The 13,364-nt window shown below is 60.5% G+C and carries 16 protein-coding genes; 2 read left to right on the top strand and 14 right to left on the bottom strand.

The genetic code is table 11. The features are described 5' to 3' along the window. Window positions 1-43 precede the first annotated feature (43 nt). The 3 genes from P5689_RS12685 to P5689_RS12675 form a co-directional block, all read right to left on the bottom strand. Window positions 44-661: a hypothetical protein gene (locus tag P5689_RS12685; RefSeq protein WP_285533416.1), complete on the bottom strand. Its 618-nt coding sequence runs from the start codon at window positions 659-661 to the stop codon at window positions 44-46. A gap of 535 nt (window positions 662-1,196) precedes the next feature. After that, window positions 1,197-1,736 carry a cob(I)yrinic acid a,c-diamide adenosyltransferase gene (locus P5689_RS12680; protein WP_285533415.1) on the bottom strand — a complete coding sequence of 180 codons (540 nt, stop codon included), beginning with the start codon at window positions 1,734-1,736 and terminating at the stop codon, window positions 1,197-1,199. Beyond that, window positions 1,733-2,308 carry a DUF4142 domain-containing protein gene (locus tag P5689_RS12675; RefSeq protein WP_285533414.1) on the bottom strand — a complete coding sequence of 192 codons (576 nt, stop codon included), beginning with the start codon at window positions 2,306-2,308 and terminating at the stop codon, window positions 1,733-1,735. Before P5689_RS12675 ends, P5689_RS12680 begins: the two co-directional genes overlap by 4 nt. Before the next feature lie 97 nt (window positions 2,309-2,405). Between P5689_RS12675 and P5689_RS12670 the strand changes: the two genes are divergently transcribed. Further along, a complete protein-coding gene (locus P5689_RS12670; RefSeq protein ID WP_285533413.1) occupies window positions 2,406-2,792 on the top strand; it encodes a DUF423 domain-containing protein in 387 nt (128 codons plus the stop codon). Here the strand turns inward: P5689_RS12670 and P5689_RS12665 are convergent. Next, window positions 2,765-3,076, bottom strand: a complete 312-nt coding sequence (locus P5689_RS12665; RefSeq protein WP_285533412.1) for a hypothetical protein — start codon at window positions 3,074-3,076, stop codon at window positions 2,765-2,767. The genes P5689_RS12670 and P5689_RS12665 overlap by 28 nt on opposite strands. A 156-nt stretch (window positions 3,077-3,232) precedes the next feature. Here P5689_RS12665 and P5689_RS12660 point away from each other — a divergent pair, with 156 nt between their 5' ends. After that, window positions 3,233-3,781 (top strand): co-chaperone YbbN, encoded by a 549-nt coding sequence (locus tag P5689_RS12660; RefSeq protein ID WP_023978617.1) that lies wholly within the window; start codon window positions 3,233-3,235, stop codon window positions 3,779-3,781. A 96-nt stretch (window positions 3,782-3,877) separates the two neighbouring features. Here the strand turns inward: P5689_RS12660 and P5689_RS12655 are convergent, their stop codons facing one another. The 10 genes from P5689_RS12655 to rpsP all read right to left on the bottom strand — a co-directional run bounded on the left by P5689_RS12655 (window position 3,878) and on the right by rpsP (window position 13,344). Further along, window positions 3,878-5,560 carry a M3 family oligoendopeptidase gene (locus tag P5689_RS12655; protein ID WP_285533410.1) on the bottom strand — a complete coding sequence of 561 codons (1,683 nt, stop codon included), beginning with the start codon at window positions 5,558-5,560 and terminating at the stop codon, window positions 3,878-3,880. A 116-nt stretch (window positions 5,561-5,676) separates the two neighbouring features. Then, the gene (locus tag P5689_RS12650) at window positions 5,677-6,882 is read right to left on the bottom strand and encodes a pyridoxal phosphate-dependent aminotransferase (protein WP_285533409.1); all 1,206 of its coding nucleotides are present in this window, start codon (window positions 6,880-6,882) and stop codon (window positions 5,677-5,679) included. Window positions 6,883-6,886: 4 nt separating this feature from the next. Continuing rightward, window positions 6,887-8,089 carry a pyridoxal phosphate-dependent aminotransferase gene (locus P5689_RS12645; RefSeq protein ID WP_285533408.1) on the bottom strand — a complete coding sequence of 401 codons (1,203 nt, stop codon included), beginning with the start codon at window positions 8,087-8,089 and terminating at the stop codon, window positions 6,887-6,889. Window positions 8,090-8,108: 19 nt separating this feature from the next. Then, a complete protein-coding gene (gene leuB / locus P5689_RS12640; RefSeq protein ID WP_408868578.1) occupies window positions 8,109-9,161 on the bottom strand; it encodes a 3-isopropylmalate dehydrogenase in 1,053 nt (350 codons plus the stop codon). Between the two features lie 53 nt (window positions 9,162-9,214). Further along, window positions 9,215-9,847 carry a 3-isopropylmalate dehydratase small subunit gene (leuD, locus tag P5689_RS12635; protein WP_285533893.1) on the bottom strand — a complete coding sequence of 211 codons (633 nt, stop codon included), beginning with the start codon at window positions 9,845-9,847 and terminating at the stop codon, window positions 9,215-9,217. Next, window positions 9,847-11,265 carry a 3-isopropylmalate dehydratase large subunit gene (gene leuC / locus P5689_RS12630; protein ID WP_285533406.1) on the bottom strand — a complete coding sequence of 473 codons (1,419 nt, stop codon included), beginning with the start codon at window positions 11,263-11,265 and terminating at the stop codon, window positions 9,847-9,849. The genes leuD and leuC overlap by 1 nt, the downstream gene beginning before the upstream one ends. Before the next feature lie 23 nt (window positions 11,266-11,288). Continuing rightward, window positions 11,289-11,669 (bottom strand): 50S ribosomal protein L19, encoded by a 381-nt coding sequence (rplS, locus tag P5689_RS12625; protein ID WP_023978624.1) that lies wholly within the window; start codon window positions 11,667-11,669, stop codon window positions 11,289-11,291. Between the two features lie 25 nt (window positions 11,670-11,694). Beyond that, a complete protein-coding gene (gene trmD, locus P5689_RS12620; protein ID WP_062164272.1) occupies window positions 11,695-12,396 on the bottom strand; it encodes a tRNA (guanosine(37)-N1)-methyltransferase TrmD in 702 nt (233 codons plus the stop codon). Further along, window positions 12,393-12,977, bottom strand: coding sequence for a ribosome maturation factor RimM (gene rimM / locus P5689_RS12615; protein WP_285533402.1), 585 nt, complete (start codon window positions 12,975-12,977; stop codon window positions 12,393-12,395). Before rimM ends, trmD begins: the two co-directional genes overlap by 4 nt. A gap of 31 nt (window positions 12,978-13,008) precedes the next feature. Further along, a complete protein-coding gene (gene rpsP / locus P5689_RS12610; protein ID WP_023978627.1) occupies window positions 13,009-13,344 on the bottom strand; it encodes a 30S ribosomal protein S16 in 336 nt (111 codons plus the stop codon). Window positions 13,345-13,364: the final 20 nt, after the last annotated feature.

Genomic DNA, 13,364 nt, shown 5'->3' with positions numbered 1-13,364 from the left:
GCCAATTCGAACATCCTGCCCGGCAGATGCGGTGCGTGCTGCCTCAGTCTTTCCACCACTGAACCGGCTCAGGCTCATTGGAAGGATCAACGGACGGCCGGACCTTGGGCGGACGACCAGGCCCGCGGGTCTTCCTGACCACTTCCGCGCCCGGAGGTGCAACGCGTTCAACGGCCATCTTGGGTGCCGGTGCCTGCTCGCGCAAACGCTCTACCATGACCTGAGAGTCGAGCAGCGCCTGCTCGATATCGGCACAGCGCGTCTTGAGCTCCTTGACATGCAGTTTTTCGTGCACGAGATGCGTCTCGAGCGTACGCAGCTGTACCTGAGCGTCGCTCAGTTCCCTCTGGGCATCTTCTGCCCGACGCTGTTCAAGTTTGACGAGGTTGCGCAGGCGATTGATCTCATCACTCTGGTCATCGCTCGTCGCAGGCGCGGCACGCTGTGTCGTGCGTGACACCTGATGGTGCTCGACGACAACCTGCCCTTCCTGCACGAAACGACGGCGGCGCGGCTCGGGAGATGATTTGGTATGAGTGACATGACCGGGGCGCTTGCGATTATTGGCCCCCAAGCGTTCGAGAGCGAGGCGGAGAGAATCCTCGCTGATTTCGTTTTCTGTACGGTCGTCTTTACTTGATAAATCCGGGTTCATATCCACTTTATTTCGTCCGGTAGAAAGATATTACTTCTGCCATTACCTTGAAGTCATAATCCTGACGCAGGAGACAACTAGTCTCCTTGATAATTGCTGAGGCGATCATATTTGCCTCTGCTCCTAGACCAATTATTTCCTTGTGTCACCACACGGAAAGTAAACCGACCTCGTTATTCGCGATTGCGTAACAAATACGACTTTATGAAATACTTGGGCGCAAAACAGAAATGACGGGCTTTTATTACATCCCACAAGATGATTTTGCCTGCCGCCACATAGTTCGTCATAATAACGGATGCGATGACGGGAATTCACATTCCCCCGTAACCGAGGGCTTATGGCGTAACGGGACGACGCATATCACAGTTATTTGTTCCATCATACCATTTGTTCATCGCACGCGCTCAAATTCATCGGCGGGTCAATGGCAGGATGAGGGACTATTCACCCCACCCCGTCTGGGAGCAACGCGAGTGCACCGGGGCCCGCTGCGCGGAGAATCTCACAGAACGCGCAGAAGCTGGAACCGTTACACAATTCACATAGGATCGCGCTGCCAGAGAACATCGTTGCGCCCATCGTCATTGAGATGACGGGCGAGAACGAAGAAATAGTCTGAAAGCCTGTTCAGAAACGCCGCTGCGCCAGCCAGTCGCGTCTGATCAAGCGAGACGATCCGCCGCTCGGCCCGTCGGGTGATCGTTCGGGCCAGATGCGCCCAACTCGATCCGGCACTCCCACCGGGCAGCACGAAACTCCTTAGTGGTTCCTGCCTTGCACGCAGCACCTCGATCTCTCGCTCCAGCCATTCAATCTGATCCGCCGCGAGCGCTTGCGGCATGTCGCGCCCTGGCATGCACAGAACGGCTCCGATATCGAACAGAATATTCTGCACCCGTGCGAGCTGTTCCTGACACGCACCAGCGAGGCGCACCAGACCGACAGTTGCGTTGAGTTCGTCGAGGCAGCCCATGGCCTCGATCAAAGGATCATCCTTGCGCACGCGCTCGCCATCGCCGAGGGATGTCATCCCGCCATCACCACCGCGCGTCACAATTCGATCGAGGCGTACACTCATCGATGAGTACCGGACCGGTGCTTGCGCGTTGCCAGTTGCGGCAGCCAGCTGAAGGCTGAGGAGATATAGCGCTGATCGAGCTTCTGCAGATCGGTCGCAGCTGCTTTCACATCACTGTCCTTGGTGGTGGTAAACACCGTCCCGATGGAAGCCTGATTGGCCTGCGCATCGTCGCGTATCGCCTTCATATAGGCGCGATCGAATGCGGGGCCGTGCAGCTTCGAGAGCCGGTCTGTTTTCTCCTGATCGGCGGCCAGCACGGTGGTTGTAAGGGCAAGGTCATGCTTGCCTGCCAGCGTCGAGAGCGTCTTGCGGTGGGCCTCGTAATCCTTCAGCGCGTCCTGACCCAGCGTCTTCACGTCGTTTGATCGCGCATGGTCGACTGTCAGCTTTGCCAGCGCGATCTGTGTCAGGTCATGCTCGTTCGCCTGCTGCAGGAAGGCGGCATCGGCCGTCGTGAAAGGCGGGGCGTTGTCTGGAAGAGGGGGCAGCTTCGGATAGGCCGGCGTACAGGCACAAAGCGGCAAAAGCGCAAGACCGACACGCAGCTCTGGTCTTAATCCGAATTTCATGGGCGTTCCCTCTTTCTCGTTATCCTGGCGGTGCAACGCGCGTGGTAAAGGTTTGTTTTCCCGGTTGAACCGCGCAGTGATGAAGAGTGTGCTTCCCATGATGAGATGGCAACGTTTGATTCTGACCCTGGCCGGGCTGTCCGGCTGCGCCGGCGTCATGCTGGCTGCGCTCGATGCCCATCTGCCGGATACGCATTTCGTCACCGGCGGCAGAGCCATGCTGGCACGAGGGGTCGAGATGCTCATGTGGCACGCCATCGCGCTTTTGGGCATTGCCTTGAGCGGCTGGAATGACCTGCGCTGGGCGGCCTACCTCATGGCGCTCGGCATGGTCCTTTTTGTTGCCCCGGTGGTGATGCTGGCCCTGAACGGCCCAGCCCTCGGTTTCATTGCGCCCTGGGGCGGCACGCTCACGATGCTCTCCTGGCTGCTGCTCGCCGTGTCAGCCTGGCTCTCTCAGCGCCGGAAACGCGACCACGCGTAAACCAGACCGGTCTGCACAGCCAAAGCCACAATGAAGCAGGCCATCATGATCCCGATCAGGATAAGCTGCTCACGCCCAAGGCTCGTATCGATACCCAGCAATGTATAGAGCTTCTGCCAGATTTGCGTTCCTGCAATGAACTGAACGCCGTGAGAGAGAAAGGGCACGAAACGGATCAGGCAGGCGAGGACGAGCGTCAGACCGACAAGTCCGATGGTGCGCAGCAGGGTTGTGGTGATCGAGACCTCTGTGACCGGGTCGCCCACTGGCTGACGCTGTTTCATGATGCGTTCCTCGCTCTCTTGTATTCCCACGGGACAGGGAACATTTCATACTCTGTCAGACTTTCAACCCCCCGCCATCGGACAGGCGATTTTATCTCCGGGCCTCTGGTCCAGCTGTCCTGCCCGAATGCCTCTGCCATCCGAAAGGCCCGCCTCGTGTTCCATCGCAAATTCGGTGTTTTGACGTCCCTTGCCCTCGGTCTCTCGACGCTTTCTGTGGCGGCCCCTGCCCTCACCAGCAACGTGGCTTATGCAGAGGACGGGCCACCCGCGCCGCCGGTGCTCGACAAGGATGTGCAGATCACCCCGGCGAAGGATGTCTATCCGGATATCGCACTGGCCAAAAAGCAGGTTGAGGAAGCCTTCGCCACTGCGGCCCGCACCAAGCGCAAGGTTCTGATCGATTTTGGCGGCAACTGGTGCCCTGACTGCCGCATGCTTGCTGGCATCTTCGAGCAGCCCGAAGTGGCACAGTGGCTCGAATCGCAATTCGTTGTCGTGCCGGTCAATGTCGGTCGCATCGACAAGAATCTCGATATCGCCAAGCAATACGGCGTGACCATTCACGAAGTACCCACAGTCCTGATCGTCACGCCGGGGCGCAAACTGCTCAATGCCGATGGGGCGAACACACTGGGCAATGCCCGTGCCATGTCCACACAGGCCGTGCTCGACCTGCTGGACAAATGGAATCGCCGCGGCTGACGCGCCCGATCGCGCCGACCTGCCCCGAACCACGGATGCTGGGGGGCTGGGTCGGCGCGATACCTGATCCGGCCGCGCCGGATCATCCTACCATCGTCACATCATGAGCATCTGCTCGGCCTCATGCACAATCTCGGCCAAGGCATCGTCCTCGAACGGCACAGTCAGCCCGGCCTGACGCACGATGGTACAGAAAGCCTCGCTCCCGCCGACCTCGCAGAGGCCGCGATAAAGATCGAGCGCACGTGGTGCATCGACCTGGGCAATCAGCCAGATCTGCAACGCGACGCATAGCGCGAGCGTGTAATCGATATAATAGAACGGCGAATTATAAATGTGGCGCTGGGCCTGCCAGCGGCCACCCTTGGCCGGATAGGTCAGATCGCCCCAGTCCCGCCAGGGCATATACTGCTGTTCCAGACGCCGCCATGTTGCGTGACGTTCCTGCGGCGTCATATCCGGGTGGGCGTAAATCTCGTGCTGGAAATGATCGACACAGGCGCCATAAGGCAGGAAGCACAGGCTTTCGATCAGATGCAGTCGGCGATAACGTTCGCCTGCCCCATCTTCCACCAACAAGTCGATCTCTGGCCAGGTCAGGAACTCCAACCCCATCGAATGGATCTCGGCTGCCTCCATGGTGGGCCAGAGCATGTCAATTGCCGGTTGTGAGCGACTTTTCCAGTTCTGATAGGCGTGCCCCATCTCATGGGTGAACACGCCGATATCGCCATGTGTTCCGTTAAAATTGGCAAAGATGAATGGCGTACCCTGCGTGGAAAACGACGTACAGAAGCCACCCCCGGCTTTCCCGCCACGGTTTTTGAGATCGACATAATGGCGCTCGACCATTTCAGCGAAGAAAGCGGCCATTTCACCGCTCTCATCGAGGCGCGAGAACATCTCGCGGGCACGGGTGATCATCAGATCATAATCGCCGGCCGGGGCCGGATTTCCCCTTGGATCGACTAGCGCCTCATCCCAGGCCCTCAGACTATCCCACCCCATTTCAAGCTGACGACGCTGCAGCAGGGCCTGAACCAGCGGTGTTACATGGGTGGCAATACGCTCACGGAAACGGGCCACATCTGCCGCCGTATAATCCGTACGCCGCATGCGGCGGTAACCTAGCTCGACATAGGAGTCGAAACCGAGCGTCTGGGCCATGGCGACACGTACGCGCACCAGATCGTCGAAGATCCGGTCCAGCGTCTCACCATTTGCTTCGTAAAAGCCCCAGCGCACCGCTTCAGCCTCATGACGCGTGGCGCGATCCGACTCCTGCTGGAATGGCTCGATGCCGGAGAGGTTGTGCGTCTCGCCACGAAACGGAATCTCGGCCGCCGCGAGAAGCGCCGTGTACTCTGCACAAAGACGGGCCTCTTCGGCCAGCATACTCTCGATACGCTCATCGAAGGTGGTGATATCGGCCTCCCACAAGGAAAGCACATGGGCGGAGAGATGCTTCGCGGTCTCTTCTCGCGACGCGAGGAGGCGCTTCTTGATATCGGTCTCAAGCCCGGTCGCGTAAGGCGTCAGCGTATCGGCATAGTCGCGAGCCGCCACATAATCGGCATTACGCGTATCCTGAGCGAAACGCAGTTCGACCAGCGCGGACCAGGATTCATAGGCGCGGCGCTGTGTATCGAACAGGGTGATGGCCGATGCGATATCACCGGACTCGAGTGTCTCGCCAATAACCGCGTAAGCCTGATCGAGGCTCTCACGGCTCGGGGTGGGAAAATCAAGCGTATTGAATTCTGGAAAGGGTGTGATCATGCCTCATGGTCGCATCCCCCGGAGCTCACGTCCAGACGGCGCCCTATTAGCCGGAGCGGGTCTGACCCGCACCCGGTTTGACAACCCCCAGGGCGATACTGCCCCCATAAAAATGGTCAGCCCAGCGCATCTAGAAAATGCGAAAGGCGCTGACAGGCTTCGCGCAGCATATCATCCGAGGCGGCGACGGAGAGACGGATGTGACCGGGCTGACCGAAGGCACTGCCCGGCACCACACTCACATGCGCCTCTTCCAGAAGCGCCTCGGCAAACGCGACATCATCGGTCAGAACACGCCCCTTGGCTGTGGTCTTGCCCAGCGCCGCACCAATGCCCGGAAACGCATAGAAAGCACCCTCCGGCATGGCGCAGGAGACATGCTTCATGGCGCGCAAGGCCGTGACAACAATGTCGCGCCGCTGCTGATACACATCGCGCATGGCATCGCGTCGCGCTGCCGGTGTGGACAGTGCGGCCACCGCCCCCGCCTGCGCCAGCGTGCAGATGCCTGACGTCGCGTTGCTCTGGATGCTCGTCATGGCCTTGATCAAGGGCTGAGACCCACCACAAAACCCGACGCGCCATCCGGTCATGGCATAGGCCTTGGCCATGCCATTGATCGTCAGGATACGGTCTTTCAGATCCGGCGCGACAGAAGCGAGAGACACATGACGGCGTCCGTCGAAAGTCAGATGCTCATAGATCTCATCAGCCATGACCAGAACATGCGGTGCGTCACGCAGCACGGCGGCGATCGCCTCCAGATCATCGCGTTCGAGAATGGCCCCGCTGGGATTGTTCGGGAAATTGAGAACCAGCCAGCGTGTGCGCGGTGTGATCGCAGTGCGCAAAGCCTCGGCACGCAGTCGAAACCGATCACTCTCGAGGCAGGGTATCGGCACCGCAACGCCACCCATCATCTGCGCAATGATCGGATAACTCACCCAATAGGGCACAGGGACAATCACCTCGTCGCCCGGGTCGATGGTTGCGGCAAACGCATTATAGATGAGCTGCTTGCCGCCATTGCCGATCAGGATTTCTCCCGGCGCGTAGCTCAGCCCGTTTTCGTCGAGGAATTTCTTCGCAACGGCTGCCTTGAGCGCGGCCTGCCCGCCAACAGGCGGATATTTCGTATCGCCACGCAGCCCCGCCTGATAGGCCGCCTCCACCGCCTCAGGCGGTGAAGGAAAATCGGGCTCGCCCAATGCGAGAGAAATCACATCTACACCCGCCGCACGCAGGGCGCGCGCCTTGGCGGACATGGCTATGGTGGCAGGCTGCGGCAGGCCGTGCAGGCGCTGCGCAAGACGAAAACTCACTGCTTCAGCTCAGAGAGGCGCAGAAGCGCTGGATACGGGTGCAAGCCTCGCGCAGGCTCTCGGTATCGGTCGCGTAAGAGATACGGAAATACCCAGGCGTCAGGAAGGCGCTGCCATGAACAGCGGCGACACCCGTCTCCTCAAGCAGTTCAGTGACAAAGACCTCGTCATTCTCAATGACCTTGCCGGACGTTGTCTTCTTGCCGATCAGCCCCGCGATGGAGGGGAACACATAGAATGCGCCCTCTGGTCTTGTGCAGGTCAGACCCGGTGCCTGAGCCAGCATGGACAGAACCAGATCACGTCGGCCCTGATAGACAGATACCATCTCACCAATGAAATCCTGCGGCCCTGTCACGGCCTCAAGCGCTGCGGCCTGAGCGATAGAGCAAGGATTGCTCGTGCTCTGTCCCTGAAGCTTGATGAGCGCCTTGGTCAGTTCGACGGGCGCAGCCGAGAAACCGATGCGCCAGCCCGTCATGGCATAGGCCTTGGACACACCATTCATGGTCACCACGCGCTCGCGCAGCTTCGGCTCGACCTGCACCAGTGTCTTGCTCACGTGGCCGTCATAGACCAGCTTGGCATAAATATCGTCGGTCAGCACCCAAATGCGCGGGTGATCGAGCAGCACGTCGCACAGCGCACGCAGATCGGCTTCAGAGTAGACCGCGCCGGTCGGGTTGCAGGGCGAGTTGAGCACCAGCCACTTGGTCCTGGGCGTGATCGCTGCGCGAAGAGCTTCGGCGTCGAGCCGGAAGCCGTTCTCGGGCTTCGTCTGCACGATGACAGGCGTGCCATCGGCCAGCGCCACAATATCGGGATAGGAGACCCAGGCCGGTGCCGGGATGATTACCTCGTCCCCAGCATCGAGCGTGGCCGTGAAGACGTCATAGATGACCTGCTTGCCGCCCGTGGAGACGACAATCTCCTCGGCCTTGTAATCGAGGCCGAAATCACGGTTCAGCCAGGCAGCAACCGCCTTGCGCAGCGGGGCCGTTCCAGCAACGTCCGTATAGCGCGTCTCACCACGGGCGATGGCGTCGCAGGCGGCCTGCTTGACGTTTTGCGGCGTATCGAAATCTGGCTCACCGGCAGAGAGGCTGATAATGTCCCGCCCTGCTTCTTTCAGGGCCCGCGCTTTCTGCGTGATGGCGATCGTCTGGCTGGGGGAGATCCGGTTGAGCCGGGCAGCGATCAGGGACATATCTTCCTCCGGCTGGCTCTCAAGCCAGCTTCTGCATTTCCTGAAGAACAGCGGCGCCCATTTCCTCGGTGCCGACGCGGTTCATACCATCGGACATGATATCGGCCGTGCGCAAGCCACTGGCGAGCACATTTGATACCGCCTTTTCGATCAGGCTGGCCTCGTCTTCACGCTGAAGCGAATAACGCAGCAGCATGGCGAAGGAGAGGATCTGCGCCAGCGGGTTTGCAATACCCTGCCCTGCAATATCCGGTGCCGAACCATGAATGGGCTCGTACAGCGCATGGCGCTTGCCGCTCTCCTGCACCGGGCCCAGCGTGGCCGAGGGCAGCATGCCCAGCGAGCCGGTCAGCATGGAGGCCAGATCGGAAAGAAGGTCACCGAACAGATTGCCGGTCACGATCACGTCGAACTGCTTCGGGTTGCGAACCAGCTGCATGGCGCAGTTATCGGCCAGCATGTGGCTGAGCGTGACATCGCTGTACTCACGCGCGTGCAGCGCGGTCACAACCTGCTTCCACAGCAGGCCACTTTCCATCACGTTGCACTTCTCGACCGAGCAGACGCGATTATCGCGCAGACGGGCCAGTTCGAAGGCAACACGGGCCACGCGCTCGATTTCCGAGGTCGTATAGACCTCGGTATTGATTCCACGCTGTGAGCCATCGGCCAGCGTTTCAATGCCACGAGGTTCGCCAAAATAGATGCCACCCACCGTCTCGCGCACGATCATGATGTCGAGACCGGCCACGAGCTCCGGCTTCAGCGAGGAGGCATTGACCAGAGGCGGAAAGACCTGAGCCGGGCGCAGATTGGCGAAAAGCTCGAGTTCCTGACGCAGGCCCAGAATAGCTGCCTCGGGACGCTTGTCGAACGAGACCTCGCTCCATTTCGGATCGCCTACCGAGCCAAACAGCACGGCATCGGCTTCCTTGGCCAGCGCTACGACTTCGGGGCGCAATGGCACGCCGTGAACAGCCAGCGAAGCCCCCCCGACGAGTTCTTCCGTCATTTCCAGCTTGAGGCCCTTGGCCTCGTCCAGCCAGCGCGCAATCTTGACGACTTCGCGCATGACCTCGGGGCCAATCCCGTCACCGGGAAGAACGAGTAGCTTATGGGCCTGGCTCACGAAACCGTCTCCATCACAATGGTGGGGCGCCAGGATTCGTCTCTCTGACGCTTCTGCTCGAAGGACGCGATGGCGCTGTCGTGCTGCAGGGTCTGCCCGATATCATCGAGCCCCTCGATCAGCATGTGCTTGCGAAACGCATCAACCTCAAACGCAATGGTGCTGCCATCGGGGCGCTGTACGATCTGCTTCTCCAGATCGACAGTGATGCGGGCATTAGCCCCCATCTGCGCATCTTCCATGAGGCTCTCACAGATTTCGCGCGGCAGACGGATCGGCAGGATGCCGTTCTTGAAGCAGTTATTGAAGAAGATATCTGCAAAGCTCGGCGCAATCACGCAGCGGATACCGAAATCCAGCAGCGCCCAAGGTGCATGTTCACGCGAGGACCCGCAGCCGAAATTGTCCAGCGTGACCAGAATCTCGGCCTGGCGGTAGGGCTCGCGATTCAGCACGAATTCCGGCTTTTCCGATCCATCCTCGTTATAGCGCTGCGCGGCAAAGGCGTTCTTGCCAAGGCCGCTGCGCTGGATGGTCTTGAGAAAACGTGCCGGGATAATCTGGTCCGTGTCGATGTTCTCGACCGGCATCGGAGCCGCAATGGCGGTGAGTGTGGTGAACTTGTCCATCATGCCATCTCCCGCACATCGACAAAGCAGCCTGTGACCGCCGCAGCCGCCGCCATCGCAGGCGAGCAGAGATGCGTCCGGCCACCCGGCCCCTGACGCCCTTCGAAATTACGGTTCGAGGTCGAGGCACAACGCTGGCCAGCGGTCAGCTTGTCCGGGTTCATGCCCAGACACATCGAGCACCCGGCCTCGCGCCATTCAAATCCGGCGTCGCGGAAAATCTGGTCCAGCCCCTCGGCCTCGGCAGCGGCCTTTACGTGGCCCGAACCCGGCACGACCATGGCGCGTACGCCCGGTGCCACATGGCGGCCCTTGGCAATGGCGGCTGCTGAGCGCAGATCCTCGATGCGGCTATTGGTGCAGGAGCCGATGAACGCTACGTCGATCTTGGTCCCGGCGATCTTCTGACCGGCTTCGAGACCCATATAATCGAGCATACGCTGTACCTGACGCGCACGGGCCGGATCGTTGCAGCTTGCCGGATCGGGCACGACACCATCAATGGCAATCACGTCCTCGGGGCTGGTGCCCCAGGTCAGATTGGGCTGGATGGAGGCGGCATCGAGCGTCACCTCAGTGTCGAACATGGCGCCCTCATCGGTGGCCAGCGTACGCCAATAGGCGCAGGCCTTCTCGAAATCTTCGCCTTTGGGGGCAAAGCGGCGGCCTTCGACATAGGCAAAGGTCGTCTCGTCCGGCGCAATTAACCCGGCGCGGGCACCTGCTTCGATCGACATGTTGCACAGCGTCATGCGCCCGGCCATGTCGAGCGCACGGATGGCGTCGCCTGCGAACTCCATCACATGACCCGTTCCGCCAGCGGTCCCGATCTTGCCGATGATCGCCAGCATGATGTCCTTGGCCGTCACGCCGGGGCCAACCTGGCCTGCCACCGTGATGCGCATGTTCTTGGCCGGCTTCTGCAGCAATGTCTGCGTGGCCATGACGTGCTCGACCTCGGAGGTGCCGATACCGAAGGCCAGAGCCCCCATCGCACCATGGGTCGAGGTATGGCTGTCACCGCAGACGATGGTCATGCCAGGCAGGGAGATGCCCTGTTCGGGCCCCACCACATGCACGATCCCCTGGTCTTTCGAGCGCAGCTTGAAATAGGGAACGCCGAATTCGGCCACGTTCTTTTCGAGCGTTTCGATCTGGAGCCGGGATTCCGGCTCCTCGATCGGCAGCGAGCGGTCGGAGGTCGGCACATTGTGATCAACCACGGCCACCGTCGCATCCGGACGGCGCAGGCGCCGCCCAGACATCCGCAGGCCTTCGAAAGCCTGCGGGCTTGTCACCTCATGGAGAAGGTGCCGGTCTATGTATAGGATGCAGGTGCCGTCCGGGAGGCGTTCGACCACATGGTCATCCCAGATTTTATCGAACAATGTTCGCGCCACCGTACTCTCCTTTGTCATGAACCGGTTTCGACTATCCTGATTTAGGAAGCCGTCTTGGCAACGTCACGGGGACGCTCGGCAATACGAGCCGACTTGCCGCTACGCTCACGCAGATAATACAGCTTTGCACGACGCACCTTGCCGCGACGGACAACAGCGATCTCGGCGATGGAAGGGGAGTAGAGCGGGAAGATACGCTCAACGCCCTCACCGTTCGAAATCTTGCGAACCGTGAAGTTGCTGTTCAGGCCCTTGTTGGAACGGGCAATCACAACGCCTTCATAGGCCTGTACGCGCTCACGCGTACCTTCTACGACGCGCACGCCAACGCGCACGGTGTCACCGGCCTGGAATTCGGGAACCGGACGGGCGGCGGTCAGACGCTCGATTTCGCGCGCCTCATACTGCTGGACAATGTTCATGGTACTTCTCCGAGAAAACGAAAATTTATCTGTTGGTCTTGGCTTCAGCATAGGCCGCCCAGAGGTCGGGGCGTCTGGCCTGTGTCACAAGGCAGGCCTGCTCGTGACGCCAGGCCGCAATCGCAGCATGATGTCCTGAAAGCAGGATGTCCGGCACATCCATGCCATCCCATGAGGCTGGCTTGGTGTAATGCGGGTATTCAAGCAGACCGTCACCGAAGCTTTCTTCGGCATCGCTCAACTCGGACCCCATCACACCAGGCAGAAGGCGCACGCAGGAATCGAGCAGTGCATAGGCAGGGATTTCCCCGCCCGACAGCACGAAATCGCCAAGCGAAATCTGCACGACATTGCGTCGCTCCAGAACACGCTCGTCAACGCCCTCGAAGCGCCCGCACAGCACCACAACCCCGTCACCCGACGCGAACTCGCGCGACTGCGCCTGTGTCAGGCGTGCGCCACGCGGCGTCGGGTAGATGACCGGTCGGCCATCGGCCTCGATCGAGTCCAGCGCTTCGGCAACCACATCGGCCCGAAGCACCATGCCCGCGCCACCGCCGAATGGCGTGTCATCCACGGCACGATGACGCCCCCGCCCGAAGTCACGCAGATCATGCACACCCAAAGACCAGACGCCTTCTTCAAGCGCCCGCCCCGCCAGGGAGAACCCCAGCGGCCCCGGAAACATATCCGGGAAAAGGGTGAGAATGTCAGCGCGCCAGGTCATGAACGCACCGCCACATCGGCCTCGCCCGACAGATCACCCTCGACTTCCACCTCATGCGGCGGCTCGACAATGATCCGGCCCTGATCGAACAGGATTTCGGGCACACAGGCATGGGTGAAAGGCACGATCAGGTCCTGACCCTTGCCATCCTGCCCTGTGGCCGTGATTTCGAGGCTGACACCCGCGCCGTAATCATGAATGACCGCAACCGTGCCCAGCACCGTGCCCTCGCGGGTTTCGGCGCGCAGCCCGATCAGATCGGCATGATAGAACTCGTCCTCATCCGTATCGGGCAGGCAGTCCCGGCCGACATAGAGCTTGAGGTTCACGAGACGCGACGCTTCATCGCGGTCAGTAACGGGGCGACCCGACGCGTCGAACAGACGCGCAATGCCATGACCCTGCCATTCCGCCCGCCATACGCGCCCCTTCTCGTCGTGCAATGCCCCGATATCCTCGACCGAAGCCGGGTCATCCGTTGCCGCGAAAAGATGCACGAGCCCCTTCACGCCATGGGGCCTGCCCACGGTCGCGACCAGAATATCTTTCGATACATCCGAAGGGGCGCTGACGGTCGTCATGGATTACTGAAGCCTATCCCTGGTCTATGGCTCAGGCTGCGGCCTTGGCGGCTGCACGCTCCTGGGCGCGCTTCTTCGGCGCGGACTGCTTGGGCTGCTCGTTGTAAACGGGCTTCTCGATCAGGCCGGCATTGCCAAGGAAGCGGGCAACGCGATCGGTCGCCTGTGCGCCGTTTGACAGCCAGTGCTTGATGCGCTCGTCGTTCAGACGGATGCGGTCAGCATGGTCGGAAGGCAGCATCGGGTTGTAGGCGCCAACCTTCTCGATGAAGCGGCCATCGCGGGGGCTACGGCTGTCAGCAATCACGATGTGGTAGTACGGACGCTTCTTGGCACCAGCGCGCGAAAGGCGGATCTTAACGCTCATATTTTTACTCCAGGGTATCG

Source organism: Asaia sp. HumB (assembly GCF_030263835.1).
In the GTDB taxonomy this organism is placed as follows: Bacteria; Pseudomonadota; Alphaproteobacteria; order Acetobacterales; family Acetobacteraceae; genus Asaia; species Asaia bogorensis.
Note: the sequence above shows the minus strand (reverse complement) of the source record. Positions and strands in the feature narration are given on the sequence as shown.